Source organism: Rhodococcus sp. MSC1_016 (assembly GCF_023667485.2).
Lineage (GTDB): Bacteria > Actinomycetota > Actinomycetes > Mycobacteriales > Mycobacteriaceae > Rhodococcus_F > Rhodococcus_F oxybenzonivorans.
This window is the reverse complement of the sequence record NZ_JAMOZI020000001.1, coordinates 6,511,380-6,534,928: the sequence shown is the minus strand read 5'-3', so window position 1 is coordinate 6,534,928 and position 23,549 is coordinate 6,511,380. Positions and strand designations below refer to the sequence as shown.

Here is a 23,549-nt window from a genome sequence, read left to right as displayed (position 1 = left end):
CGTCAGTGCATTAACCTTATGGCATTAGGTAAAAGGGCGTCAAGATTATGCGAAGCGGAAGTGCCCCTCTTCGGAGATCGAAACCTGCTGACCGGCAATATCGACCTCGGCGAGGGTGACGAGATCCTCGGCGTCCGTGCTGACCGCAAGGGTCCGCTCCCCCGTCGCGGTGCGGGCCGCGAGGAAACCGCGCTCCGGGGAGCCGTCGCGGCCGTACACCACAGTCCACGATTCCGCCGACGCCCTGCCCGTGTAGGACACCAGCGCTCTCGTCGTGCGCTGCGCATCGACCTCGGCCTGCACGTCCAGACGCTTGAACCCGCCGACGGGAGGTTCGGTCCGGTACACGCCCATGGCGTGCTTGGTGAGGTAACCACTGTTGGCGGTCACCAAACCGTACGATCCCGGAGATTCGCGCAACCGCGTCGCCATCGTCGCAATCGAGTGGCTGACATAGTTGTTCCACGGCCCACCGCCGAACGTCAGGCCACCGGTCACCGTCAGCGGCCGGCCGGGATCATCGAGCGCGAGCCCCAGCTCCTTCGCCGCGACCTGCACCGCCGACGGGAAGCACGAGTACACGTCGACGTAGGCAACCTCGTCCAGTCCGATACCGGCGAGATCGAGGGCCCGCGCCCCGGCGATGCGTATTGCCGGGGAGCCGTCGAGCGCCTCGCGTTCGGCGATCGCGTACGTATCGTGTGATTCGGTGCCGGACTGCGGAAACACCCACTTCTCCTGCGGGATACCAAGTCGGGTCGCGGTCTCGACCGAGCACATCAGCAGCACCGCGCTCTGATCAACCATGTTGTTCGAATTGAGCAGCTTGGTATAGGGCGTGGAGATCATCCGGTTGTCGGGCGACGGCGTCGAGATCTCCGCAGCGGTGTATTCACGCTGCACCCACGCGTTCGGATTCGTCGCCGCGATCTTGCTGAACCGCGACCACAACCCGCCGACGACCTCCCGATGCTCCTCGAGTGAACGTCCCGCCGATACCCGCAGCGCCTGTTCGAACAGCGGATAGACATACGAGGGCCGATCCAGACCGATGCGGCGTTCACTCTCTGCCGCCATCGGCACGTCCGTGACCAGGATGTCAGCGGCGGGTACCGACTCGTCCTGCACCGTCCAGTCGGGGCGCAGCTTCTGTGCCCGCAACTTGGTGCGGGTCCGCCACGATTCGGCGCCGCCGATGAGCACGACATCGGATCGCCCGGCGGCGATGTCCTCGGCAGCCCCGTTGACGAGCACCTGCGGCGTGCTTCCGCCGTTACCGGAGTAACCGGTGTGTCGCACGGTCGCGCCGATCCGCGCACCCACGAGCGCGCCCGGATCCCGGTAACGCCAGGACAGCAGCCCGACCACCCGGACCGAATCGACGAGTTCGAGCAGGCGCGTCGATCCCGCGTCGGCAGCTGCTGCCCGCGCCGCGCGCACCATCAGATCGACGGGCTCCACGCCGCCCTGGCGTTCGCTGGTCTGGCCGGTACCGACCAGGACCGGGGTTCTCGGGTCCAGGGCCGTTCTCGACTGCAGGGTCACGACTGCACCGCCGCGAGGATGCGCTCACGGTTCTCCGGCTTAGGCCACCCACCGAGAATGAGAGTGGTCAGACACGTGTTCTTCCACTTGTTTTCGACCTCTTCGATGATCTTGTCCGCGGGACCGATCAACGCGACATCTTCGACCATCGCGGTGGGAACGGCCTGGGCCGCAAGGTCGGGCCGACCGCCCAGGTACAGCTCCTGGATTTCGGCGCAGACCTCGCCCCAACCCATGCGCGCGAACACGTCGTTGTGGAAATTGGCGCCCTTGGCGCCCATGCCGCCGGCATACAACGCGACCGTCGGCTTGAGCCGGGAGGCGGCCTTTTCCACGTCGTCGTTCTCGACGAGCCAGCACACGTTCGCGATCTCGAAGTCCTCGGCGGTGCGGCGTGCTCCGTCCCGTGCGAAGCCTTCGGCCAGTGCCTTGCGGTAGAATTCGTCGCTCTTGGGCGAGAACCACAGCGGCGTCCAGCCATCAGCGATTTCGGCGGCCAACGCCACGTTCGTCGGGCCCTCGGCGCCCATGTAGACCGGGATATCGCCCCGCAGGGGATGAACGATCGACTTCAGTGGCTTACCCAAGCCGGAACCGCCCTCGACGGGAAGCTGGTAATGCCGCCCGGAGTAGGTCACCGGCTTCTCGCGCGCCCACACCTGCCGCATGATCTCGATGTACTCGCGGGTGCGTTCGAGGGGCCGCGGGTAGGGCTGCCCGTACCAGCCCTCGACGACCTGCGGTCCGGATGCACCGATGCCGATGATCACGCGGCCACCGCTGAGATGATCTAGAGTCAGCGCGGCCATTGCCAGCGCCGTCGGAGTGCGCGCCGACATCTGGCACACCGAAGTACCGAGCTTGATCGTCGAGGTCTGCGCTCCCCACCACGCGAGCGGTGTCAGTGCGTCGGAGCCGTAGGTCTCGGCGGTCCAGAAACTGTCGACGCCGAGGGCCTCGGCCTCGGCGAGCATTCTTTCGACATTGCGGGGCGGGCCCGATCCCCAATACCCTGCGGCGATTCCCACTCTCATACTTTTACTCACTGCTTCTCTGTGTGCCGTCGAATCGGTCGGAATGTGGTCAGTGGTTCTGGAACTCGGGCGGGCGCTTTTCGAGGAACGAAACGACGGCCTCTCTGTGATCGCGCGTCAGCGAGCTGAGGATCTGGGTGCGGTTTTCGAGGTCGATGGCGGCGCGCATGCTGGGAACCTCCAGGTTCGACCACATGACTTCCTTGGTCATCCAGACCCCGAACGGACTGTTCTGCGCGATGGCCTCGGCGGTGTCCAGTGCCACCTCGAGCACCGCGTCTGCGGGTTCGACGGACGAGGCGAGACCGATGCGTTCGGCCTCGGCGGCGTCGATGGACCGGCCGGTGAGCATGATCTGCGCCGCCCGGGAGAAGCCGATCATGCGGGGCAGGAGCCAGCTCATTCCGATGTCGCAATTCGACAGGCCGCGGCGGATGAACGCGGCGTGCAGTACCGCCGTCTCGGACATGATGCGAATGTCCGCCATGAGGGCCAGCGACATGCCGCCGCCGGCTGCCGCGCCGTTGACGGCCGCGATGATCGGCGCGCGGGTGCTGCGGAATGCGTCGACGAGGCCGGCGATGTGCTTCTGCACCCGCAGTCCGAGTTGGGCCCGGCCCTCACCCTCGGTTGCGCCCGGCGGTGTGCCGTATCCGCGAAGGTCGAGACCTGCACAGAAGGCACGGCCTTCACCGGTGAGCACGATCGCGCGGGTGAGCGAATCATCGCGCACCTCGGCGAGCACCTCGTGCAACTCCTCGATGAGGTCGACGTTCATGGCATTGAGCTCGTCCGGGCGATTGAGCCGGATCAGCAGAATGCCCGGCCGCGGCCGCTCGATCAGAATCAGTTTCGCGTCGGACATAGTGCTCTCCCAGGGACGAGGTACTCGACAGACGCAGACTAATGGTTTTAGATTAAAAGCTCAAGGAACCGAGCCCGGAACACAACCGAAGGAGTCCACGATGACGAACCTCGACGGCAAGGTCGCCGTGGTGACAGGAGCCGCGAGCGGAATCGGCGCAGCCACCGCCCGCACGTTCGCCGAACGCGGAGCCCGCGTCGTCGTGGCCGACATCGACGACCCGCGGGGCCAGGCCGTCGCCGCCGGTCTCGGCGACCGTGGCGCCTACCTGCACACCGATGTACGCAACGAGGCCGACGTCGAGGCCGCGGTCGCACTGGCCGTCGATCGGTTCGGCCGGCTCGACTGCATGGTCAACAACGCCGGCCGGGTGGGCGCGTGGACCTTCCTCGAGGACACGTCGCTCGACGAGTGGGAGAACGGGTTCGTGATGCTCGCTCGCAGTGCGTTCCTCGGGACCAAGCATGCCGCGCGCGTGATGCGCAATCAGGGGTCGGGCAGCATCGTCAATGTATCGAGCGTGGCAGGCGTCCGTACCGGATTCGGACCGCACCCGTACAGCGCCGCGAAAGCCGCAGTGCTGCAACTGACCCGGACCGCCGCCGTGGAGCTGGCCGAATACCGGATCCGAGTCAACGCACTGATCCCCGGAGGTGTCGCCACCCGCATAGTGGGCCACGGCGCCGGCCTCGAGGACGACGCACTCGACCGCAGCGTCGATGCCGTGCGGCGCAGCCTGACCAACTTCCAGCCCATTCCCCGTGCCGGTGAGCCGGAAGACCTCGCGCACGCCGCCGCCTACCTCGCCTCCGACGACTCCACGTTCGTCACCGGACAGTCCCTCGGGGTCGACGGTGGGTTGACACTGGGCAAGAAGTGGCCGTCCAACTACCGGGAAGAGGCGAAGGCTGCGTCGGCGTTGCTCCGATAGACAATTCTAAAGAGAGTAGGTTAATGTGGTCTGCGTCACTACATGATTCGGGCACTTCGCCCAGCACTCACAACGCGAGGTTTCGCATGACCGAACGTACGACCACAGCTGCGGAAATCTCCGTGGATGCAGACTCCGGACCCTCCCGCGCGGACTCACGACGCGCAAGTCGCGCCGCCTTCGTCGGTACCCTGCTCGAATATTACGACTTCAGCCTCTACGCCTCGGCCGCGTCGGTGGTCTTCGCCTCCGTGTTCTTTACCGGCTCGAGCCCCCTATTGGGGACGCTGCAGGCGGTCGCTACCTTCGCGGTCGGATTCTTGGTCCGTCCGGTGGGCGGGGTGATCCTCGGCAGCCTCGGCGACCGCATCGGCCGAAAACGAATACTCGTCTTCACCCTCGTCCTGATGGGTGTCGCTACGCTGCTCGTCGGCCTGCTGCCGAGTTACGCCCAGATCGGCTGGCTCGCACCGGCTCTGCTGGTGTTCCTCAGAATCCTGCAGGGCATCGGCGCCAGCGGTGAGTACGGCGGCGCAGCTCTGGTCGCCGTCGAGTTCTCACCCGCGAAGAAGAAGGGATTGATGGGCTCCTTGCCCGGCATGGGTGCGGCGCTCGGCGGCGTGCTCGGCACGCTGTCTCTGCTGACGGTCTCATCCCTGATGTCCCAGGAAAGTTTCCTCGCCTGGGGCTGGCGTATTCCGTTCCTGTGCAGCGTCGTCATCCTCGCCTACGGCCTGTGGTTACGCCGCAGCCTGCCCGAAACACCCGCATTCCGGGCGATCGAGGAAAGCGACACGGTTTCGAAAACGCCGATCTTCGATGTGATCCGGCAGCAGCCGCGCGCACTTCTGACCGTGCTCGTGATGACCATCGGTCAGACCGGCATCGGCTACTTCTACATCGTGTTCATGGGCACCTTCGGCAAGAATCAGCTGGGCTTCGGCGGAACCGAGGTCCTGATCGGCCTGATCGCTGCGCAGCTCGCGAATGCCATTCTGATCCCGATGTTCGGTTCCCTGTCGGACCGGGTCGGCCGAGCACCGGTGATCATGTTCGGATTCCTGTACAGCGCCGTGTTCGCCTGGGTCGGTATCTCGCTGCTGTCGGGCGTCGGAACACCCCCGCTGCTGTACTGGGTGGTCATGGCGGCAGGCAACGGCATCGGGGTCGCCGCCATCTTCGGTCCGATGGGCGCCTACGTCATCGAGCTGTTCCACACGCAGCACGCCTACAGCGGCCTCGGTCTCGGCCGAGAGGCCGGCAACGCTCTCGGCGCGGCGTTCGTTCCGGTCATCGCGGTCGCCTTGGCATTCGACGACACCACGGTGTGGCTCAGCCTCCTGATCTGTGTGGTCTCGCTGCTCGGCTTCGGGGCAACCGTCCTGTCCCGTTCCCGCTCGTCGGCCGGGGTGAAGCGGGACGACGACAGAACGCCGGTCACTGCTTAGCGACAGCACCACCCGAGACACGGGCTCCGATCCACCGGATCGGAGCCCGTTTCGCATTCCGGGAGGGAATGGCCAGACAGCAAGAAACCGCCTCACCGGACTGGCTCTGCCGGTGGGCGGTCTCAGCTGTATTGGACGGTCACACCCCGACGGGGCCACCTCGCCACACACCGATCTCCTCACCGGAGACGTCGGCGGCGTTGTCGCTCACCAGGAACGAGATGGTGGAGGCGATCGATTCGGGCGGAATGGAGGGCCAGTGCTTGGTCAGGGCTTCGACCCCCGCCTCGCCCCCCGACGCCACGATGTCGGTAGCGACGAAGCCCGGCATCACGCAGTTGACCGTGACCCCGCGACGGGCAACCTCGAGTGCCATCGACTTGGCCATTCCCACCAGCCCGGCCTTGGCCGCGGAGTAGGCGCTCATCCCGGGGGACGGGCGCCTCCCTCCAGACGGGCTGTTGACGAAGATGACTCGGCCCCAACCGGCTTCGTACATCGCGGGTAGCGCGAAGTGGGTGCAGTAGAACGCACCATTGAGGTTGACTGCGATCACTTCGTCGAAATCTTCCGGGCTCTGCTTCCGGGCCGCCCCGGCCTTGTTCATGCCCGCGTTGTTGACCACCACGGTGGGAGCGCCCAAGTGGACGGTGGTGTCGGCGATGAGCCGCTCGGCCTCGGCGGCCTGTGAAATGTCGGCTCGGATCGCCACAGCACGTCCACCGTCCGCGACTATCTTTGCGACCAGTTCCTCGGCATCGCGCGCACTCCGCGAGTAATTCACCGCGACAGCGAATCCGTCGGCGGCAAGTCGGCTCGAGATGGCCGCGCCGATTCCGCGGCCACCACCGGTGACAAGAGCGACCTTGGGGAAGTCCACGGCTCGATCACCGAACCTTGTCGTAGTTGTCGGGCACATCCGCGAAGGCGTCGCGTAGCTGGCGCTTGGCGATCTTCCCGCTGGGCATCCGGGGCAGGGGTTCGTCCATGAAGACGATGTACCGGGGCACCTTGTAGTCGGCGAGCCGCTCGTTGCAGAATCCGACGACTTCGGATTCCTTCATCTCGGTGGTGGTTCGGACCAGCGCGGCCGGGGTCTCTCCGAATTTGGCGTCGGGAACGCTGATCACCGTGACCTCCTCGACCCCGGGGATCTGATTGATGACGGCTTCGATCTCGGCGGGTGAAATGTTCAGGCCACCGGAGATGATCATGTCCTTGAGGCGGTCGACGAACGTGAGGTAGCCGTTCTCGTCGAGCTTGCCGAGGTCACCGGTCTGGAGCCAGCCGTCGATCAGAGCCGATCGGGTCGCGTCCTCGTTGCGCCAGTATCCCGGCATCATGCCCGGGCCGCGCAACAGAATCTGCCCGGTTTCGTTGGGGGGAAGGTCATTTCCTTCGGCATCGACAACGCGAATCTTGGTGAAGATGCCACCCCAGCCGCACTTGTCGGGATGCTCGGCCGCCTCTTCGCGCGGCATCGCGGTCGCTGATCCGCCGATCTCGGTCTGACCGTAGATCTGTCGCAGTGACACACCCTGGGCTTGCCATTTGTGCAGCAGGTCGACGGGTACGCGTGCGCCACCGACGTGTGCTGTGACCATGTGGCTCAGATCCGCGTCGGTGAATCCGGGCGCTTTCGCGATTTGCTCGAAGAGGATCGGCGGGCCCGTCAGGGTGTTGGCCTTGTCCTCGGCCAGGATGCGCAGCGCCTTCGCCGGGTCGAAACCTGGCTGCAGGAAAAGGGTTCCGCCGTGAAGGACGACGCGCGAGATACCCCAGATGATGCCGGCAGCGGTGAACAGGGGCAGCGCCAGCACCGGGCGCAGGTTGTTCGGCTGAATCGGTTCCATCAAATGCCATTCGTGCATTTCGCCGGCGATGGTGGCGTGGGTGAAGATCACGCCCTTCGGCTTGCCGGTGGTGCCGCTGGTGAACACGATGGCGGTGGGAGTGTCGAGATCGACGACGGGGGTCCGGTATTTCGCATGATCGCTGCCGCGCAGCGGACGCACATCCTTCTCGAACACTGCGATCGAGAACGTGTTGCGTGTCTGCTGGACTTCTTCGAGGCGCGGTCGCAGCGCCTCCTCGCAGTAGACGACGGTGGGTTCACAGTCTTCGACGAGTGTGGTGAGCTCGCCGGCGAGCATGCGCTGGTTGAAACCGACCGCGATGGCGCCGACCTTCATGGCACCGAGCGAGGCCACCGCCCACTCGAGGCTGTTGGCACCGAGGAAGCTCACCCGATCGCCGGGCACGACACCACGCGAGGCGAGATCGTGGGCGACGCCGTCGGCCCATGCGGCCAGCTCTGCGTAGGTGACGGCGTCGCCGTCGAAGTCGATCGCGGTCAGATCCGGCTTCGACCGGGACCAGTAGGTCAAAGCGTCTACAACAGTGCCGCTCATGTAAGCCTCCAAGAGTTGTCATCGATCGCGGGGGTGCTCGGCGGCGAGCACGGCGGACCGTGCTGTGTCTTCGGCCTCCCGGAGAGAGCCGTACGTCACATCCGCATGTTAAATCTAAAGGTCGTTGTTTACTGTGGCAAGTACTGGCTGGTCTCTGCCCCGCGGGCCACCGCGAGCATCGCACCGACCTCCACCAGCTTCTGCCGGGCCCGGCCCCGGCGTCGCCCTTCGATACGTTCGTACCGGTCGATCCGCTTCCAGCCGTCGAAACCGAACGACTCCGGACACCGCGACTGCACGGCCTCCGCCAACTCGTCGCCTGGTCGGCTCGGCTGCGGAAGAAGCGCACGTTGATGGTCGGCTACGAGTGCATCGACGGTCTCGGCGGCGCAGTATCGATTGGTGCCGATCACCCCGGTCGGACCCCGCTTGATCCACCCGGCGACATATACCCCCGGCACCGGACGCTCGTCCACCGGATCGACCACGCGGCCTGCAACGTTGGGGACCGTGCCGCGTTGGGAGTCGAACGGCAACCCCGGCACGGGAGCGCCGCGGTAGCCGACCGAACGCAGGACCAAAGAGGCCTCGAGATCCTCTTCGCTTCCGTCCATCCGGGTGGACGCGATCCGTAGACCTTCGACGTGACAGTCACCGAGAATCTCGACGGGCGTCCCGTGGAACCTCAGGGTGATCTTCCGCCGACCCGGTCGAGGAGAGCGGCGTGCGTAGTCGGCCAGCGTCCGCAACTTGATCGAGGCATCGGCGGAAGCGTCGAATCCGCCGTGAACGCTCACCTCGACTTCCTGCAACGCTCCCAGCGCGATGAGCTCGGGTGTCGTGAACGCTGCGTGCTCCGGCCCTCGTCGTCCGAGAACCACGATTTCTTCGATGGTGCTGTGCCGAAGTGCGTCCAGCGCATGTTCGGCAATATCACCCGGGACGAGCCGGTCGGGATCGCACGCCAAAATCCGTGCTACGTCCAGCGCCACATTGCCGTTGCCGATCACCACAGCACGACGCCCCGACAGATCGAAGGTGCGACCAGCGGAGTCCGGATGTCCGTTGTACCAGGCGACGAATTCGCGCGCAGCAAAACTCCCCGGCAGATCTTCGCCCGGGATGCCGAGCTTGCGGTCGTCGGACGCACCACTCGCGTAGATCACCGCGTGGTGATGATCGAGCAGCTCGTCGACACTGATATCCCGACCGATCTCCACGCCGAGGAAGGCACGGAAACCGTTGCGGCCGGCCGTGCGGGAGAAGACCCGCTCCACGGCCTTCGTGGTCTGGTGATCCGGAGCCACCCCGAACCGGACGAGCCCACCGGCCACCGGGAGCCGCTCGAACATGGAGACGTCGACGTCGACGTCTCGCCGAGTCAGCAACTCTTCGGCTGCATAGAAGGCGGAGGGACCGGACCCGACAATCGCCACCCTCAGCGGACCCGGCCGGGGCGCCGCGACGACAGGTTCGGCCGGCACTTCGCTCGGGCCGGACACGGTCGGGTTGCCCAGGAAGTACGCGGCATTGAGATCCTTGTAGATCTCGGCTTCCGGGGTGAGGTCGCTGTCGGGAACGATCGCGTCGACCGGACACACGTCGGCGCAGGCCCCACAGTCGATGCAGGCAGCCGGATCGATGTAGAGCATCTCGGTGCGCTGGTACTGCGCTTCGTCGGGAGTCGGATGAATGCAGTTCACCGGACACACCGCGACACACGTCGCGTCGTTGCAGCAGGCTTGGGTAACTACGTAGGTCATGGGCACTCCGGTTGATCGTATGGTTCCGAACTTTGCTCCGGTGGGAGGAAGCGGTCGCCGTAACGGCCTGCAAGCTCGCGGGCACGAGCGGTGAACCCGTTCTCGCCACCCGGATAGGAACGCCTGAACGACAGAACCCCACCCGTGTGCGCGGGGAACCCGATGCCGAGAACAGATCCCGTGTCGGCGTCGGACTCGGATCCGACGACACCTTCGCCGAGACAGCGCAACGCCTCGAGGACCTCGACGAACAACAACCGGTCGCGCATATCGTTCAGGGGAATATGCCGTGCAGGCCCGAACACCTCACGAAGGACGGGCCACAATCCCAAGCGCTTACCATCCGAGTCGTACTCGTAGAAGCCCTGACCGTCCGACCTGCCCCCACGACCGCATTCGTCGATCATCCGGTCGCGGACGCTGTCTGCTTCGCTCCCCCGCCACGTCCCGCCGGCCGCCTCGACAGCGACACGGTTCTCGCGCTGCACCGCGCGGTTGAGCGTCAACGTGATCTCGTCGAGCAAGTGGAGCGGCGGCACCGGATATCCGGCGGCGGTCGCTGCGCGCTCGACAAGGCCCGGATCGATTCCCTCCCCGACCGCTACCAATGCCTCGTCGAGATAGCGCTCCATCACACGGCTGGTGAAGAACCCCCGACTATCGCCCACCACGATCGGTACCTTCCCGAGCATCCGCGCGTACGCCAATGATGCCGCGACGGTGGCCTGCGAGGTACGCGATCCGACGATCGTCTCCACCAACGACATCCGGTCGACAGGCGAGAAGAAGTGCATCCCGAGGAAGTACTGCGGACGTTGTAGCTTCGCGGAGAGAATGGCGATCGGCAGGGTCGACGTCGTCGACGCAATCACCGTAGGAGCCTCGGCGACTGCCTCCACCATCTGCAGCACCTGTTGTTTGACGGCGACGTTCTCTGCGACCGCCTCGATCACCAGCGCGGACGCCGACAGATCCGTGACGCACTCGGTGGGCGTGATGCGCCCGAGCAAGGCCTGCGACATCCGCCTGTTCGAGGTTCCCGCTTTTCGCGCATGAGCTTCCCGCCGGTCGGCGTACGACTTGCCTCGGCGCGCATTCTCCAGAGTTCGCGCCCACAGCACGACGTCGGCTCCTGCCCGCGCGCAGGTGTAGGCGATGGCCGCGCCCATCATCCCGGCGCCGACGACGCCGATCGTGGTGCCCGCCAGGCTCTCGGACTTCTCACTCGCCACCGCAGACCCGATCCGTGCTCGTACGGTCCTGACCGACGTGTCAGTGTGCATCGGCAGGTACCTCCCGTTCGATAGCAACCGGCAGCCCGATCATCGCCGGCATCACGTCGCCGAGCGAAAGAGATCACATCGACCGCAGTGGGCAATAATCTAATCCCCGTAGATTCTCGGCGCAAGACCCGATTCCTGCCGCAACCCTCGGCGCCGGGGTTTACAGGTAAAACTACGTCAGTTAGATTTAGAGGCGTTGATCCGCAGCGCACACGTTCGCGAGCCGGTGACCACACGGTAGCCGGGCGCGCCCACGAGACTGGAGGAGATGCAATGACCGAGGTCGGAGCACCCCGCGAGCAACGCATTCGCCGGGCCCTGGATCACCTGCGCAACGACACGACGGACGAGTTCGACCACATCACCTGGTTTCAGCCAGAGGAATTCACCGATCCGGCCATAGCCAAGCGAGAGCGTGACCTCATCTTCGGGCGGGTTCCCTCGATCGTCGCGCACGGCTCAGAGATACCCCGCTCCGGCGACTTCTTCACCCTGCAGATGCCGCGGAACAACATCATTGTCGTCCGCCAGCGCGACGGTGGCGTCAAGACGTTCGTCAACCTGTGCCGGCATCGGGGCGCCCTCCTCGAGAAGGAGGAGAAGGGCCGCTGCCGCCTGTTCTCCTGCCCGTACCACCGGTGGTCGTACGACACGGACGGCACCCTGCGGACGATCACCCGTGACAACACCTTCGGGGAAACTGACACCACGAGCATGGGCCTCGTCGAATTGCCGACCGAGGAGCGCCACGGTTTCATCTGGGTCGTCGACGAGGCGAACGCCGAGATCGACGTGGCCGGCTGGCTCGGGGACGAGATGGATGCAATTCTGTCCGGGTACGACCTCGATTCCAAGATCGCCGTCCAGTCCGAGGGATTCGACGAGCCGGTCAACTGGAAGATCATGCAGGACGCCTTCCTCGACGGCTACCACATCCAGTACGCCCACCCCAACACTGCCGCCAAGCACATCCACACCAACGTGATGGCGTTCGAGGACTTCGGTAGGCACTGCCGCTTCATCGCCCCGCGCAAGTCGATCGATCGGTGGATCGAGGAAGACCCCGGCGACCGAAGCCTGGCCAAGGACATCACGGAAACCCATTTCCTGCTTCCCAACAGCACCCTGCTGCGGCAGCCGGATCACTTCCAGCTCCTCACCTTCCGGCCGCACCCCACCGATCCGCAGCGCTGCCGCATGGAGATGCGCCTGATCGTGCCTCCGGTGGCGGATACCGAGATGACCGAGGAGAAGTGGACTCGCCTGTGGAACAAGAACTGGGAGATTCTGCTCGCAGTTCTTCACGCCGAGGACTTCCCGCTCCTGCGGGACTCCCAGCACGGTATGAGGAGCGCCAACGCGGGACGGATGGTGCTGGGCCAGAACGAGGTTGCCAACCAGGTGTTCCGGCGTGAGACCCAGAAACTACTGGCAACGAACTGACAAACACACGATGTGCAGGTCGCCTGACGGGCGTCCCGTATCAGGAGGAAAACATGCAGAGCGATCTCTTCGACCGGGACCACGAGTTGTTCCGCGAATCCGTCCGTGGATTCGTCGAGAAGCACGTGGTTCCCCAACTCGAGAAATGGGATGCGGATCGCCTGATCGATCGTGAGACCTGGCTGGCAGCGGGTCGTCAGGGCCTGCTCGGACTACCCGTCCCCGAGGCGTATGGCGGGCCCGGTGAACTCGACTACCGCTTCCGGTTCGTGATCCAGCAGGAGATCGCCCGAGTCGGCGCATCGGCCCTGCAGTCCGGGTTCTCCACGAACGACGACATCGTCCTGAACTACCTTCTCCGTCATGCCGACGAAGAACAGCGCCGACGGTGGTTGCCGGGATTCGTCACCGGCGAAACCATCGGTGCGATCGCCATGAGTGAGCCTGCCGCCGGCAGCGACCTGCGCGCCATCCAGACCACCGCCGTCGCCGACGGCGACACCTGGGTGATCAACGGGTCCAAAACCTTCATCACCAGCGGCATCCTCGCCGACATCGTGATCGTCTTCGCGAAGACAGATCCCTCTGCCGGCTCCCGCGGCTTCAGCCTCTTCGTCGTCGAGGACGGAACGCCGGGATTCAGCCGAGGCCGCAAACTGGACAAACTCGGCCTGCACGCGCAGGACACGGCCGAGTTGTTCTTCGAGGACGTACGCATCCCGAAGGAGAATCTGCTCGGTGAGGTGGGCTCCGGCTTCGCGTATCTGATGCAGAGCCTTCCCCTCGAACGACTCGGCATCGGCATCGCCGCGCAGGTCTCGGCCGAGGCAGTTCTCGGCTGGACACTCGACTACGTCAAGGAACGCACCGCCTTCGGCAAGCGTATCGGCGATTTCCAAGGCATGGGCTTCACGCTCGCCGAACTTCAGACGGCCGTCGAGGTGTCGCGTGCGTATATCGACCGGTGCGTGCGTGAACACAACGCCGGCACCCTCACCGCCGTCGACGCCGCGAAGGCCAAGCTCTGGGCTACCGAACTGCAAGGCCGGGTGATCGATGCCGGCGTCCAATTCCACGGCGGCTACGGCTACATGATGGAATACCCTGTCGCGAAGGCGTACATCGACGCCCGAATCCAGCGGATCTACGGCGGTACCAACGAGATCATGAAGGAAATCATCCATCGCGATCTGATGAAGGCCTGATCGAATCCGGGCAGAAGGAAAGGGTGCGGCTGACGATTCTCGGCCGCACCCTTTTCGCCCCGGTAAAGAGATTCCGGCACCGGCGGGCGATGACATCGGGACCTGCCGGCCCTGCCATCGCGCGCAAGTCTACGGTAGACTTCTATATAGAAGCGGTGATCAGAAGTATCTGCCCGGGACCGAGGAGGGGACATGGCGCGCAAGACCGCGGCCTCGAGCTACGAGGCAGATCCGCAACAGCAGCGCAGCGGCGTGAGCGACCACGAGTTCATCGCCCGGATGCGCGCCGAGCTGTACAAGAGGCCGAGCATGCGACTGGTCGCCGACAGGGTCACCCACATCATGCTGGCCGGACGGATCGATCGGGACGACCCGATCCTCGAGCTCATCGAATCGGACGACATCCTCGACGAGAAGACGGTGCTCAGCGACGCCGTCGAACGCATCCTGTCGTTCCCGCACCTCTCCGCCAAAGAAGTCGCCGACAAGTACGACAAGAAATGGGCCAACCCCAGCGATGCACTGCGCAAACTCAGCACCAAAGGCGAAGTCATCGGACTCAAGCGGGCCGGGAAGTTCCGGTACCCGGAGTTTCAGTTTTCCCTGCCAGAGGAGGCCAATCAGGTAGTACGGGAGGGCAACGTGGCTCTCGGCGCCCGGGACGATCCATGGGGGGTCGCATCGTGGTGGCTCTCACCCAACCCGTCGACCGAAGACCGCGAGTCCCCGGCCCAACTGCTCGGCGAGGGAGCCTACGACGCCGTGCGCGCGTTGCTGCGCGCCGAGATCGCCGACGACATTGCCTAACCGCCCACCACCGGCCTCGGTGACCGCGCACGTCGGGTCGCTCACCGCCGGAACCAAGCTCTGGCGCATCCACTCCGCCGACCCCGACCGAGACGTCCTGACCCTGAATCCGACCCCCGCCGGAGCGGGAGGCGGACGCTTCGACTCCTCCGACGGGTCGTACCACTACAGCTACTTCGGGGAAGACATCTCCACCTGCATCGCGGAGACCTACTGCCGGTCCCTGCCGCTGGATGATCACGTTCCGAGGATCCTGCGCAAGGCCAAGCTGGCGGGTCGAGTCCTGTCCCAGGTCACCGTCACCGACGACGTCCCGGTCGCACTGGTGCACGGCTCACATCTGGCGGCGATCGGTCAGGACACCTGGCTGACGAAATGCGACCCCGTCGACTACCGGACCACCCGGCACTGGGCAGCATCCATCCTGCACGGAACCGCAGGGGTACTCGGTATCAAATACCGGGCACGCAACGACGAGGACAGGTTCTCCGTCGTCATGACCATCAAACCCAATGCCGGTGTGGAGCTGCATGAGCTGATGGCCGTGTCCCGGGACCCGATCAAGCTCGATGACCGTGCCGGGCTGGAACTGGTCAGATCCCATCTCGCACAATACAACGCAACACTCATCTAAGCGTCTCCGCCGATCTCCCACTGCCAGTCACCGACGTCGGGCGTCGGAGAACCCCATGCTCCGGATCACCTCGACGTTGATGCCGGTGAGCTGTGACTGGTTGCTGAGCGGGTCGTAACCGTCGGTGCCGGTGGGCGCGAGCCGGTTGACGTTCACACCGGGGTTGCGCCTCGCCACGTCCAGTCCTCGGGCCGTGCCCTGCCCCCAGCCGTGCGTCATCGCCACGACGCCCGGCCGGAGGGTGTCGTCGCAGACCAGAACCGCCTCGATTTCACCGTGACGGTTGCGCACAGTGACGTCGTCGCCCTCTACCAGGCCGCGGCACCGCGCGTCGTCCGGGCTCATCCACAGCGGATTGCTCTGGTGGACACCCTGTTTGAAAACGGGAAGGTTGTGCAGCCAGCTGTTGACCATGTAGTGGGTGCGCCGGGTGATCAGCTTGAGTTGGTCGGCGGGTTCCGCAGCCAGCTCCTCGAGAATGCGTTCGGCGGTCTCGTACGAGCGCTGAAACAGTGCGGGGCAGCAGTCGATCAGTCCGTCTTCGTGCTGGACCGCGATGCTGAACACGTGCGCGGGATCGGCCTCCGGCAGCACCGCGGTCTGGCAGGGCATCGTCGCGAGAAGGTCGATACTCAGACCCGAGTCTCGCATCATCGCGTCGACCGCGGCGAACGGATTCGGGTCCGGGTCGTCCAGCAGAGTCGGGACGCCCATCTCCTGTTGGATGCGGGACAGAATCCACCAGTCGTCGCGGCGCTCCCCCTTCGCCGGCACGACGGCGGGCGTGTACTGCACATAGGGCTCCATCGCGACGCCCATCGTGTTGAGGAAATTGATGTCCTCCCGTTCCAGCCAGTCCGTCGCGGGCAGAACATAGTCCGCCATCTCGCCGGTGACCGTCCGATACAAATCGACGGTGACGATCAAATCCAACTGCTCGAACGCCCGGCGCAGGCGGCCGTCACCGCCGACCGACAGCAGCGGGTTGCCCGACACCACGATCAGTGCGCGGATCGGGTCGTCGGGGTTCTCGATGAACTCCGGGAGGAGCGCGGCGGGCAGGTCACCGCTGACGGTGCGCATCTCACCGAAGGGACCGTCGTAGAACGGATTCTCCCGCTTGCGCTTCGAGCCCTGCACGACATCGGCGACACCCCGGGAGTAGATGTTGCCGCCGCGCCTGCCGAGGTTGCCGGAGAACAGGCTCACCATGGTGAGCATCCAGTAGGCCAGGGTGCCCTGTCGGCCCTGGTTCACGCCGGTCGCCATGTAGATGCTCGCGCTCGGCGCCGCGCAGAAGTCGTGGGCGACCTGCCGGATCGTGTCGGCGTCGATACCGGTGACCGCGGCGATTCGGTCGACGGGATACTGCCGGACGAAGTCGAGCAGTTCGTCGACGCGTCGCGCGTGACGTTCCACCTCGTCCCGGTCGTACCCGATCCGGAAGACGATCTCGTGCAGAATTCCGGCGAGGAAGTAGAAGTCGGTGTCCGGCTTGATCAGCAGTACCTCACCGGTCTCCGGTGACGACGACTCGATGCGGCGCGGATTGACGAACAGCACGGTTCCGCCGCGCTTGTTCACGGCGCGGATCTTGGCCATCGGATCCGAGATGTGGATCAGCGTCATGTGCGAGACCTGCGGGTTGCTGCCGAGGCACAGGAAGTAGTCCGTGTGCAGCAGGTCGGGGATCGGATGTGCCATCGACGCGCCGTAGATCGCCTCACTCGCCGCATATTTGGCCGATGTGTCCTGCGTTCCCGCACTGAAGCGCATCCGGGTGTCGAAGCCGCGGGCGAGCGTGGAGGCGTTCGCGTAATAGGCGCCGTTGAACGCCGACGGGTTGCCCTGATAGACGGCGAGGGCGTTGCGGCCGTACTTCTGCCGTATTTCCTGGAGCCTGCCGGCGATCTCGCGCGCCGCGACATCCCAGTCGACGGGTTCGAAGTCGCCGCGTTCTTCGCTCCGCGGATTGGTCCTCTTCAGCGGCCGGTCGAGCCGGTCCGGATCGGAGTGGACCTGCAGGTAGTGCACGCCCTTGTGGCAGGAGAACCCTTGATGCACGGGATGATCCCGGTCCGGTTGCAACCGGACCACCTCGTCGTCCCGGACGTCGGCGAGCAGGCCGCATCCCGGTTCGCAGATGCGGCAGAATGTGTGCACCTGGGTCGTGTCCTTCGGGGTCATCGGACGGCCGCACCCGCGACGACAGCCGCCTGCCCGGCGTCGACGATCTTGATGCGGGGCCTGCCTGCCTCGCGGCCGCGCTCGCGCTCGAAGCGGTCGATCGCGCGCCAGTCCGCACCGCCGAGCGCGTCGCGTCGGCGTTCGCGCACCAGCGCCGCCAGGTTTGCGGAGGTCCCGGTCGGGGCGGGGAGGAGTCCCGCGCGGTGATCGGCGAGGAGGGCCTCGACGGTCTCCGCCGCGCAGTAGCGATTGGTGCCGATCACCCCGGTCGCGCCGCGCTTGATCCAGCCCGCCACGTAGTGGCCGGCCACGGCCTGCCCCGTGTCCGGGACGGTCACCCGGCCCGACACGTTGGCGACGGTTCCGGCGGCCTCGTCGAACGGGAGGCCGGCGATCGGCAGTCCGCGGTACCCGACCGCCCGCAGGACCAGACCACACTCGATCCGGTCCTCGGTGCCTGCGTCGGTGCCGGTCACGATCAGTCCCGCGGTACGCCCGTCACCCGTCACCTCCTTCGGGGTGGCGCCGAAGCGGAGCACGATGCGCTTGTTCCCCGGAGTCGGCTCCCGCCGGGAGTAGTCGGCCAGGATCCGCAGCTTGGTCGGCGCATCCGGACCTGCCGTAACCGGGCCGTCGACGAGGACGTCGATCCCCGGCAGGGAGCCGAGCGCGAGCAGTTCCGGAGTGGTGCAGGCCGCGTACTCGGGTCCCCGTCGGCCGAGCACCACCACCTCCTCGATGCGGCTGTCGGCCAGTGCGGTCAGGGCGTGATCGGCGATATCGGTGCGGCGCAGGGCCTCCACGTCGGAGACGAGGATGCGGGCGACGTCGAACGCGACGTTGCCGTTGCCGACCACGACGGCGCGGGATGCGGTGAGGTCGAAGACGCGGTCGGCGTGATCGGGGTGACCGTTGTACCAGGCGACGAACTCCCGGGCGGCATGGCTGCCCGGCAGGTCCTCGCCGGGGATGCCGAGGCGCCGGTCGCCCGCCGCGCCGGACGCGTGGATCACCGCATGGTGATGGGCGAGCACTTCGTCGATCGACACGTCCCGCCCGACCTCGACGCCGAGATGGAACGTGAAGCCGTCACGACGCGCGGTGCGATCGAACACCCGGTCCACCGTCTTCGTGTGCCAGTGGTCGGGCGCGACGCCGAACCGCACGAGTCCACCGGCCACGGGCAGTCGTTCGAACATGGTGACCTCGGCGGCGATGTCGCGACGGGCCAGCAGCTCCTCGGCGGCGTAGAACGCGGACGGTCCGGATCCGACGATCGCCACCCGCAGCGGCGGGGGGTCCGCGACGCCGGCGGTCGCGAGGGCGAGCGGAAGCGGCTGCACGTGCGCGCCCGGCGCAATGCTGCGTGGATTGCGCTGGAAGTACTCGGCGTTGATCTCCCGGTACCGGTCGATGTCGGGGGCAGGTGCGTCGCCGGGGACGATCGCGTCCACGGGGCACACGTCGGAGCAGGCGCCGCAGTCGATGCAGGCGCCCGGGTCGATGTACAGCATCTCGGTGCGCTGGTAGTCCCGCTCCGCGGGGGTCGGGTGGATGCAGTCGACCGGGCAGACCGCGACACAGGTCGCGTCGTTGCAGCAGTTCTGGGTGACCACGTACGCCATCAGGGATGCTCCTCGCTCGTGCGCGTCACCGTGACCGGGACGCCGTTGAAGATCGGGGACGCCGTGAGCGCCTCGAGGTCGGTGGTGTCGTCCACCAGGGCGTTGTAGTTGCTGCCGGGCACCGAGGCCGACCGGGTCGTCCGCAGGCCCGGTCCGTCGTGGCCCCACCCGTGCGGCATGCTCGCCACACCGGGACGCAGCGTGTCGTCGATCCGCAGTTCGGCCGTCACGGTGGCGACCTTGGACGTGACCGACACCTGGTCGCCGTTCACCAGACCCCGCTCGGCCGCGTCGGATGGGCTGACCAGCAGGGCGCACTGGCCGGCATCCGGTTGGGGCAGGGCATTGTGCAGCCACGAGTTCATGCCGCGACGCTGGCGCCGGTTGATCAGCAGCAGATCCGGGGCTGCCCTCGTGACGCTCGCGCGCATCCGCGGCAGGTCGGAGACGATCATGTCCGGCATCAGGTCGATCCGCCCGTCCGGGGTGCGCAGCACCTCCGGGACACGCGGCGCCAGCGGCCCGTAGTCGATGCCGTCCGGACTGTCCTCCAGCAGTGCGAGAGTCAGCCCGTCCGGGTCGAGCCCGAACCGGTCGCCGTAGGGTCCGCTGCGCAGACGCAGGTCCAGCAGTCGCTGCGGGCCGCGGCGGCCGTTCACGGCGTCCATCGCCCGTCCCGTTTCGCAGCCGACGAGTTTCGCGGCGCGCCGGGCCGCGAGGGCGGCCACCTCGTCGTCGATCTCACCGACCGGACGGTGCGGGGTTCCCTTGGCGATCGCTGCCAGCCGCAGCAGGATCTGCCACTCCGCCATCTCGCCGTCGGCGAGGTCCAGCAGGGGTGGGGTGTACCGCGCGACGTTGCGGATCTGGAAGTGCGCGAGCGTGACGTCGTGGTGGCCCCGGGTCGTCACCGGGGGCGGGGGCAGGATCACGTCGGCATGGCGGGTGGTCTCGTTGAGGTAGCAGTCCACCGACACCATGAATTCGAGGGCGCCGAGCGCCTCCTCGATCGCCCCGCTGTTGGGCAGAGAGCGGGCCGGGTTCCCGGCGAGGGTGATCAGCGCCCGGGTGCGACCCGGTCCGGGAGTGAGGATCTCCTCCGCAAAACACACCGCGGGCAATTCCCCCATCGCCTCCGGCAGTCCCCGCACCCGCGAACGCCACCGGTCGAACATCAGCTTCGGCGGCCTGGTCACCGGCCAGGTGTTCTGCCCACCCGCGGGCGGCAAGGCGAACATCGCCCCTCCGGGCCGGTCCAAATTGCCGGTGACGATGGTGAGTACCTCTACGAGCCAGTTCGCGAGGGTGCCGAACTCCTGCATGCAGGTGCCGATCCGCGAATGCGCCACCGCTGCAGGAGCACCCGCGAACCCACGAGCCACCGAACGGATCACATCGGCGTCGATCCCGCACGCCGCGGCGACGGCATCGGGCTCGAATTCCGCCGCCATCGCGAGGGCGGCGTCGAGACCGTCCACCACGTCCGGCACCCGCTCGGGCCTGGACAGTCCCTCGGACGCGATCACGGACAGCACCCCGAGCAAAAACAGGGCGTCGGTACCCGGCCGGATCGGCACGTGCAGATCCGCGACCTCGGCGGTGCGGGTCCGCACCGGGTCCACCACGACGAGGGTGCCGCCCCGCTCGCGCAGCGCCTGCAGGCGGTGGTGGATGCCGGGTGCGGTGACGGTGCTGCCGTTGGACACCATCGGGTTCGAGCCGAGGATCAGCAGGTAGTCGGTGCGGTCGAGGTCGGGCAGGCTCATGCCGAGGCCGGTGCCGTACAGCAGCATGTGCGCGAGGTTCTTCGGCCAGGTGTCGACGCTCGCAGGCGAGTAGATGTTCCGGGTGCCGACCGCGCCGATCAACTCACCGAGGTAGAACGTCGAATCCAGGTGGTGGGCAGCCGGATTGCCGTGGTAGATCGCGCAGCTGCCCGGGTCGCCGGTGACGAACTCCGGTAGCCGCCGGTCGATCTCGCCGAATGCTTCGTCCCAGGTGGCGTCGCGGAATCCACCGTCCGCGGTGCGCAACAGCGGTGTCCGGATCCGGTCGGGGTCGTTCTCGATGCGGCCGAGGCCGAGGCCTTTCGCGCAGCTGTGCCCACTGCTCAGTACGTCGTCGGGGTTCGGTGCGACCCGCACGATGGTGCGGCCGTCGAGCTCGACGAGTAGCCCGCAGGTCGACTCGCACAGTGGGCAGATTCGGTGCCCGACGATCGGTTCTGCGGTGGTCATCACGCGTCCTGTTCGATTGCGGTGGGCTCGACCGCGACGGGAACCGCGGTCATGGTGGGCATCGCGTTGATCGACTGGACACCCTCACCGGTTCCGGTCAGCGCGTTCACGTTCACTCCGACGTCCTCGCGCGGGTCGACGCTGCCGAAACAGTGCGTCATCGACACGCTGCCCCGGGCCAGGGTGGCATCTGCCCGTGCGGTCGCACGCAGGCGTCCGGACGCCGACCGCACAGTCACCGCCTGCCCGTCGCCGATACCCAGGTCGGCGAGGTCGGCGGGGTGCAGGCTCGCGGGATTGGCGCCGCCGGGAACGAGCCCCGGGATTCGGGTGCCGGTGGAGTTGACGGCCTCGCGGATCCGTCGCACCGTCAGAAGGAACGGGAACTGCGACGTGACGGCCTTGTCCGTGAGTGCTGCGTGCAGTTCGCCGCGCACGTCCTCGGGCATCAGTGTCAGGCGGTGTCCCGCACCGTCCTCGCTGGCCGGACCCACGACGGCACCGCTGCGCCCGGCGAGATATCCGTGCGGAGCGGCGACCAGGTCGGCGAACGGTACGCGTCCGCGCTCGGTCATCATCGCCAGCAACTGTTCGGAGGTCGGCGGCGCGGCGGGGTCGAGGATACGGCCGGCGAACTTGACCGACTGCCCGGAGGCGGCGGCAAGGTCGAGGAAGAACCGCCAGTCGTCGACCACGCCGGGCGGCGCGGTCACGATCGCGGGAGTGTATTGCGCGAACGGGCGTGGAAAGAACGGCTCCATGATCACGGTGTGGTCGGCGCGCTCGTACATGGTGGTCGGGGCGATGACGTAGTCGGCGAGCCGCGCGGTGTCCGACATCCGGGGGTCTACGCACACCAGCAGATCCAGTGATCGCAATGCGCGTAACGCTTTCCCGCGGTCGGGCAGCGCCGCCGCGGGATTACCACCGGAGACGATCAGCGCCCGAACCCGGTCGGGGCCGGGTTCGAGGATCTCGTCCGCGAGGATGCCGGACGGCAGCTCGCCGCGAATCGCCCGCACCCCACCGATTCGGCTGCGAAATCCGTGCTCGTACGCCCGGGTGGGCGGAGCGACCTCCGCGCGCGCCGGCTGGTGCCGGGTCAGGACGGCGCGGTCGTCTGCCTGCTCTCCCTCGCGCAGGTACCTGCCGCACACCACGTTCAGAGCGGCGACGAGGTGCTCCGCGAGGTTCGAGTGCGGGCCCATGCACACCCCGGTGCCGCTGGTCGCCATCCCCCGGCTCCCGCCCGCGAACACGCGTGCCGCTTCGCGGATCCGATCGGCGGGAACACCACAGACGCCCTGCACGACAGTGGGAGTCACGTCGGACACGGCATCGAGGAGCGCGGTCAGGTCGGCGGTGTACCGGCGGCAGAAGTCGGTGTCGTGGAGGTGTTCGGTGAGGACGACGTGGAGCAGGCCGGCGAAGAGCACCGCGTCCGTCCCCGGCCGGGGCGCCAGGTGGATGTCGGCCAGGGCGGCGGTCTCGGTGCACCGCGGGTCGACGACGATCAGCTTCACGCCCCGCTCCCGCGCCGCCCGCAGGGTGACCGAGGGGTTCTGCACCACCGCGCCGTCCCCGTCGCCACCGTTGCCGGAGACGACGGGGTTGGTGCCTGCCAGCAACCATACGTCTGCATCCTCGAAGCGTTGCCGGCCGCCGAGGTATGTGCCCATACGTTCCGCGACAACCCATTTCGCGGACTGGTCGATGGTCATCGTCGAGAACAGCTTGTGTGAGCCGGTGCCCCGGAACCAGGCGCGGGCCATCGGCGGGGTGAGTGCGGCGAAGTTCTGCTGCGTCCCCATGAACAGCGCTACCGCATCCGGTCCGTGCCGATCCACGATGGCGCGCAGCCGGCCCGCGATATCGGCGGTCGCCTGCGCCACCGGCACCGGTTCATGGGTGCCGGTGGCGCTGCGCCACATCGAGGTGGTCAACCGGTCCGGCCCGTGCACGAGGTCACCGCCGCGACGCCCTTTCGGGCAGGTGTATCCACCGGAGATCGGATGGTGGGCATCGCCGAGCACCCGTGTGATCCGCCCGTTTTCGATGTCGAGCAGAACCCCGCACGAGGAGGCGCACAGCCTGCAGAACGAGGTAGCCCTCGACGTGACGGATCGCATGG

General features: G+C 66.6%; 17 protein-coding genes. 6 read left to right on the top strand and 11 right to left on the bottom strand.

Annotated features, from left to right (window positions below; genetic code table 11):
• Positions 1-45: 45 nt before the first annotated feature.
• From L1080_RS30590 to L1080_RS30580, 3 genes are read right to left on the bottom strand one after another with little or no spacing between them, the layout of a single operon-like run.
• Entirely contained in the window at positions 46-1,545 is a 1,500-nt protein-coding gene (locus L1080_RS30590) for an acetyl-CoA acetyltransferase (protein WP_250769972.1), read from the bottom strand.
• Entirely contained in the window at positions 1,542-2,579 is a 1,038-nt protein-coding gene (locus L1080_RS30585; RefSeq protein WP_250769974.1) for an LLM class F420-dependent oxidoreductase, read from the bottom strand. Before L1080_RS30585 ends, L1080_RS30590 begins: the two co-directional genes overlap by 4 nt.
• 49 nt (positions 2,580-2,628) lie before the next feature.
• Entirely contained in the window at positions 2,629-3,444 is an 816-nt protein-coding gene (locus L1080_RS30580; RefSeq protein WP_159923820.1) for an enoyl-CoA hydratase/isomerase family protein, read from the bottom strand.
• 100 nt (positions 3,445-3,544) lie between these two features.
• Here L1080_RS30580 and L1080_RS30575 point away from each other — a divergent pair, with 100 nt between their 5' ends.
• Positions 3,545-4,375, top strand: coding sequence for an SDR family oxidoreductase (locus L1080_RS30575; protein ID WP_250769976.1), 831 nt, complete (start codon positions 3,545-3,547; stop codon positions 4,373-4,375).
• Positions 4,376-4,461: 86 nt separating this feature from the next.
• Positions 4,462-5,823 (top strand): MFS transporter, encoded by a 1,362-nt coding sequence (locus tag L1080_RS30570; protein ID WP_159923816.1) that lies wholly within the window; start codon positions 4,462-4,464, stop codon positions 5,821-5,823.
• Positions 5,824-5,962: 139 nt separating this feature from the next.
• On the opposite strand, the gene L1080_RS30565 is transcribed toward L1080_RS30570, so the two are convergent.
• The 4 genes from L1080_RS30565 to L1080_RS30550 all read right to left on the bottom strand — a co-directional run bounded on the left by L1080_RS30565 (position 5,963) and on the right by L1080_RS30550 (position 11,280).
• Entirely contained in the window at positions 5,963-6,703 is a 741-nt protein-coding gene (locus L1080_RS30565; RefSeq protein WP_250769978.1) for an SDR family oxidoreductase, read from the bottom strand.
• Between the two features lie 7 nt (positions 6,704-6,710).
• Positions 6,711-8,234, bottom strand: coding sequence for a class I adenylate-forming enzyme family protein (locus tag L1080_RS30560; protein WP_250769980.1), 1,524 nt, complete (start codon positions 8,232-8,234; stop codon positions 6,711-6,713).
• A gap of 128 nt (positions 8,235-8,362) precedes the next feature.
• Complete coding sequence (locus tag L1080_RS30555) at positions 8,363-9,997, bottom strand: FAD-dependent oxidoreductase (protein WP_250769982.1); 1,635 nt, start codon at positions 9,995-9,997, stop codon at positions 8,363-8,365.
• A complete protein-coding gene (locus L1080_RS30550; protein WP_250769985.1) occupies positions 9,994-11,280 on the bottom strand; it encodes a 3-hydroxyacyl-CoA dehydrogenase family protein in 1,287 nt (428 codons plus the stop codon). Before L1080_RS30550 ends, L1080_RS30555 begins: the two co-directional genes overlap by 4 nt.
• A 273-nt stretch (positions 11,281-11,553) precedes the next feature.
• Here L1080_RS30550 and L1080_RS30545 point away from each other — a divergent pair, with 273 nt between their 5' ends.
• The 4 genes from L1080_RS30545 (at position 11,554) to L1080_RS30530 (ending at position 15,369) form a co-directional block, all read left to right on the top strand.
• Positions 11,554-12,723 (top strand): aromatic ring-hydroxylating oxygenase subunit alpha, encoded by a 1,170-nt coding sequence (locus L1080_RS30545; RefSeq protein ID WP_159923806.1) that lies wholly within the window; start codon positions 11,554-11,556, stop codon positions 12,721-12,723.
• 53 nt (positions 12,724-12,776) lie between these two features.
• On the top strand, positions 12,777-13,928 hold the full coding sequence (locus L1080_RS30540; protein WP_250769988.1) for an acyl-CoA dehydrogenase family protein: 1,152 nt from the start codon (positions 12,777-12,779) through the stop codon (positions 13,926-13,928).
• 192 nt (positions 13,929-14,120) lie between these two features.
• The gene (locus L1080_RS30535; protein ID WP_250769991.1) at positions 14,121-14,735 is read left to right on the top strand and encodes a hypothetical protein; all 615 of its coding nucleotides are present in this window, start codon (positions 14,121-14,123) and stop codon (positions 14,733-14,735) included.
• Between the two features lie 19 nt (positions 14,736-14,754).
• A complete protein-coding gene (locus tag L1080_RS30530) occupies positions 14,755-15,369 on the top strand; it encodes an RES family NAD+ phosphorylase (RefSeq protein ID WP_250769994.1) in 615 nt (204 codons plus the stop codon).
• A 27-nt stretch (positions 15,370-15,396) separates the two neighbouring features.
• Here the strand turns inward: L1080_RS30530 and L1080_RS30525 are convergent, their stop codons facing one another.
• Genes L1080_RS30525 through L1080_RS30510 form a run of 4 tightly spaced genes read right to left on the bottom strand, consistent with a single transcriptional unit; the run spans position 15,397 to position 23,547 of the window.
• Entirely contained in the window at positions 15,397-17,556 is a 2,160-nt protein-coding gene (locus tag L1080_RS30525) for a molybdopterin-containing oxidoreductase family protein (protein ID WP_250769997.1), read from the bottom strand.
• Positions 17,553-19,181 carry an FAD-dependent oxidoreductase gene (locus tag L1080_RS30520; RefSeq protein WP_159923796.1) on the bottom strand — a complete coding sequence of 543 codons (1,629 nt, stop codon included), beginning with the start codon at positions 19,179-19,181 and terminating at the stop codon, positions 17,553-17,555. The genes L1080_RS30525 and L1080_RS30520 overlap by 4 nt, the downstream gene beginning before the upstream one ends.
• Positions 19,181-21,418: a molybdopterin-dependent oxidoreductase gene (locus L1080_RS30515; RefSeq protein ID WP_159923794.1), complete on the bottom strand. Its 2,238-nt coding sequence runs from the start codon at positions 21,416-21,418 to the stop codon at positions 19,181-19,183. The genes L1080_RS30520 and L1080_RS30515 overlap by 1 nt, the downstream gene beginning before the upstream one ends.
• Positions 21,418-23,547 carry a molybdopterin-containing oxidoreductase family protein gene (locus L1080_RS30510; RefSeq protein ID WP_250770000.1) on the bottom strand — a complete coding sequence of 710 codons (2,130 nt, stop codon included), beginning with the start codon at positions 23,545-23,547 and terminating at the stop codon, positions 21,418-21,420. The genes L1080_RS30515 and L1080_RS30510 overlap by 1 nt, the downstream gene beginning before the upstream one ends.
• Positions 23,548-23,549: the final 2 nt, after the last annotated feature.

Coding starts and splice junctions, on each gene's coding strand:
- L1080_RS30535 (WP_250769991.1), top strand. CDS start 14,121: ATGGCGCGCAAGACCGCGGCCTCGAGCTACGAGGCAGATCCGCAACAG.
- L1080_RS30515 (WP_159923794.1), bottom strand. CDS start 21,418: ATGACCACCGCAGAACCGATCGTCGGGCACCGAATCTGCCCACTGTGC.
- L1080_RS30545 (WP_159923806.1), top strand. CDS start 11,554: ATGACCGAGGTCGGAGCACCCCGCGAGCAACGCATTCGCCGGGCCCTG.
- L1080_RS30525 (WP_250769997.1), bottom strand. CDS start 17,556: ATGACCCCGAAGGACACGACCCAGGTGCACACATTCTGCCGCATCTGC.
- L1080_RS30570 (WP_159923816.1), top strand. CDS start 4,462: ATGACCGAACGTACGACCACAGCTGCGGAAATCTCCGTGGATGCAGAC.
- L1080_RS30575 (WP_250769976.1), top strand. CDS start 3,545: ATGACGAACCTCGACGGCAAGGTCGCCGTGGTGACAGGAGCCGCGAGC.
- L1080_RS30540 (WP_250769988.1), top strand. CDS start 12,777: ATGCAGAGCGATCTCTTCGACCGGGACCACGAGTTGTTCCGCGAATCC.
- L1080_RS30550 (WP_250769985.1), bottom strand. CDS start 11,280: ATGCACACTGACACGTCGGTCAGGACCGTACGAGCACGGATCGGGTCT.
- L1080_RS30580 (WP_159923820.1), bottom strand. CDS start 3,444: ATGTCCGACGCGAAACTGATTCTGATCGAGCGGCCGCGGCCGGGCATT.
- L1080_RS30520 (WP_159923796.1), bottom strand. CDS start 19,181: ATGGCGTACGTGGTCACCCAGAACTGCTGCAACGACGCGACCTGTGTC.
- L1080_RS30560 (WP_250769980.1), bottom strand. CDS start 8,234: ATGAGCGGCACTGTTGTAGACGCTTTGACCTACTGGTCCCGGTCGAAG.
- L1080_RS30510 (WP_250770000.1), bottom strand. CDS start 23,547: ATGCGATCCGTCACGTCGAGGGCTACCTCGTTCTGCAGGCTGTGCGCC.
- L1080_RS30585 (WP_250769974.1), bottom strand. CDS start 2,579: ATGAGAGTGGGAATCGCCGCAGGGTATTGGGGATCGGGCCCGCCCCGC.
- L1080_RS30555 (WP_250769982.1), bottom strand. CDS start 9,997: ATGACCTACGTAGTTACCCAAGCCTGCTGCAACGACGCGACGTGTGTC.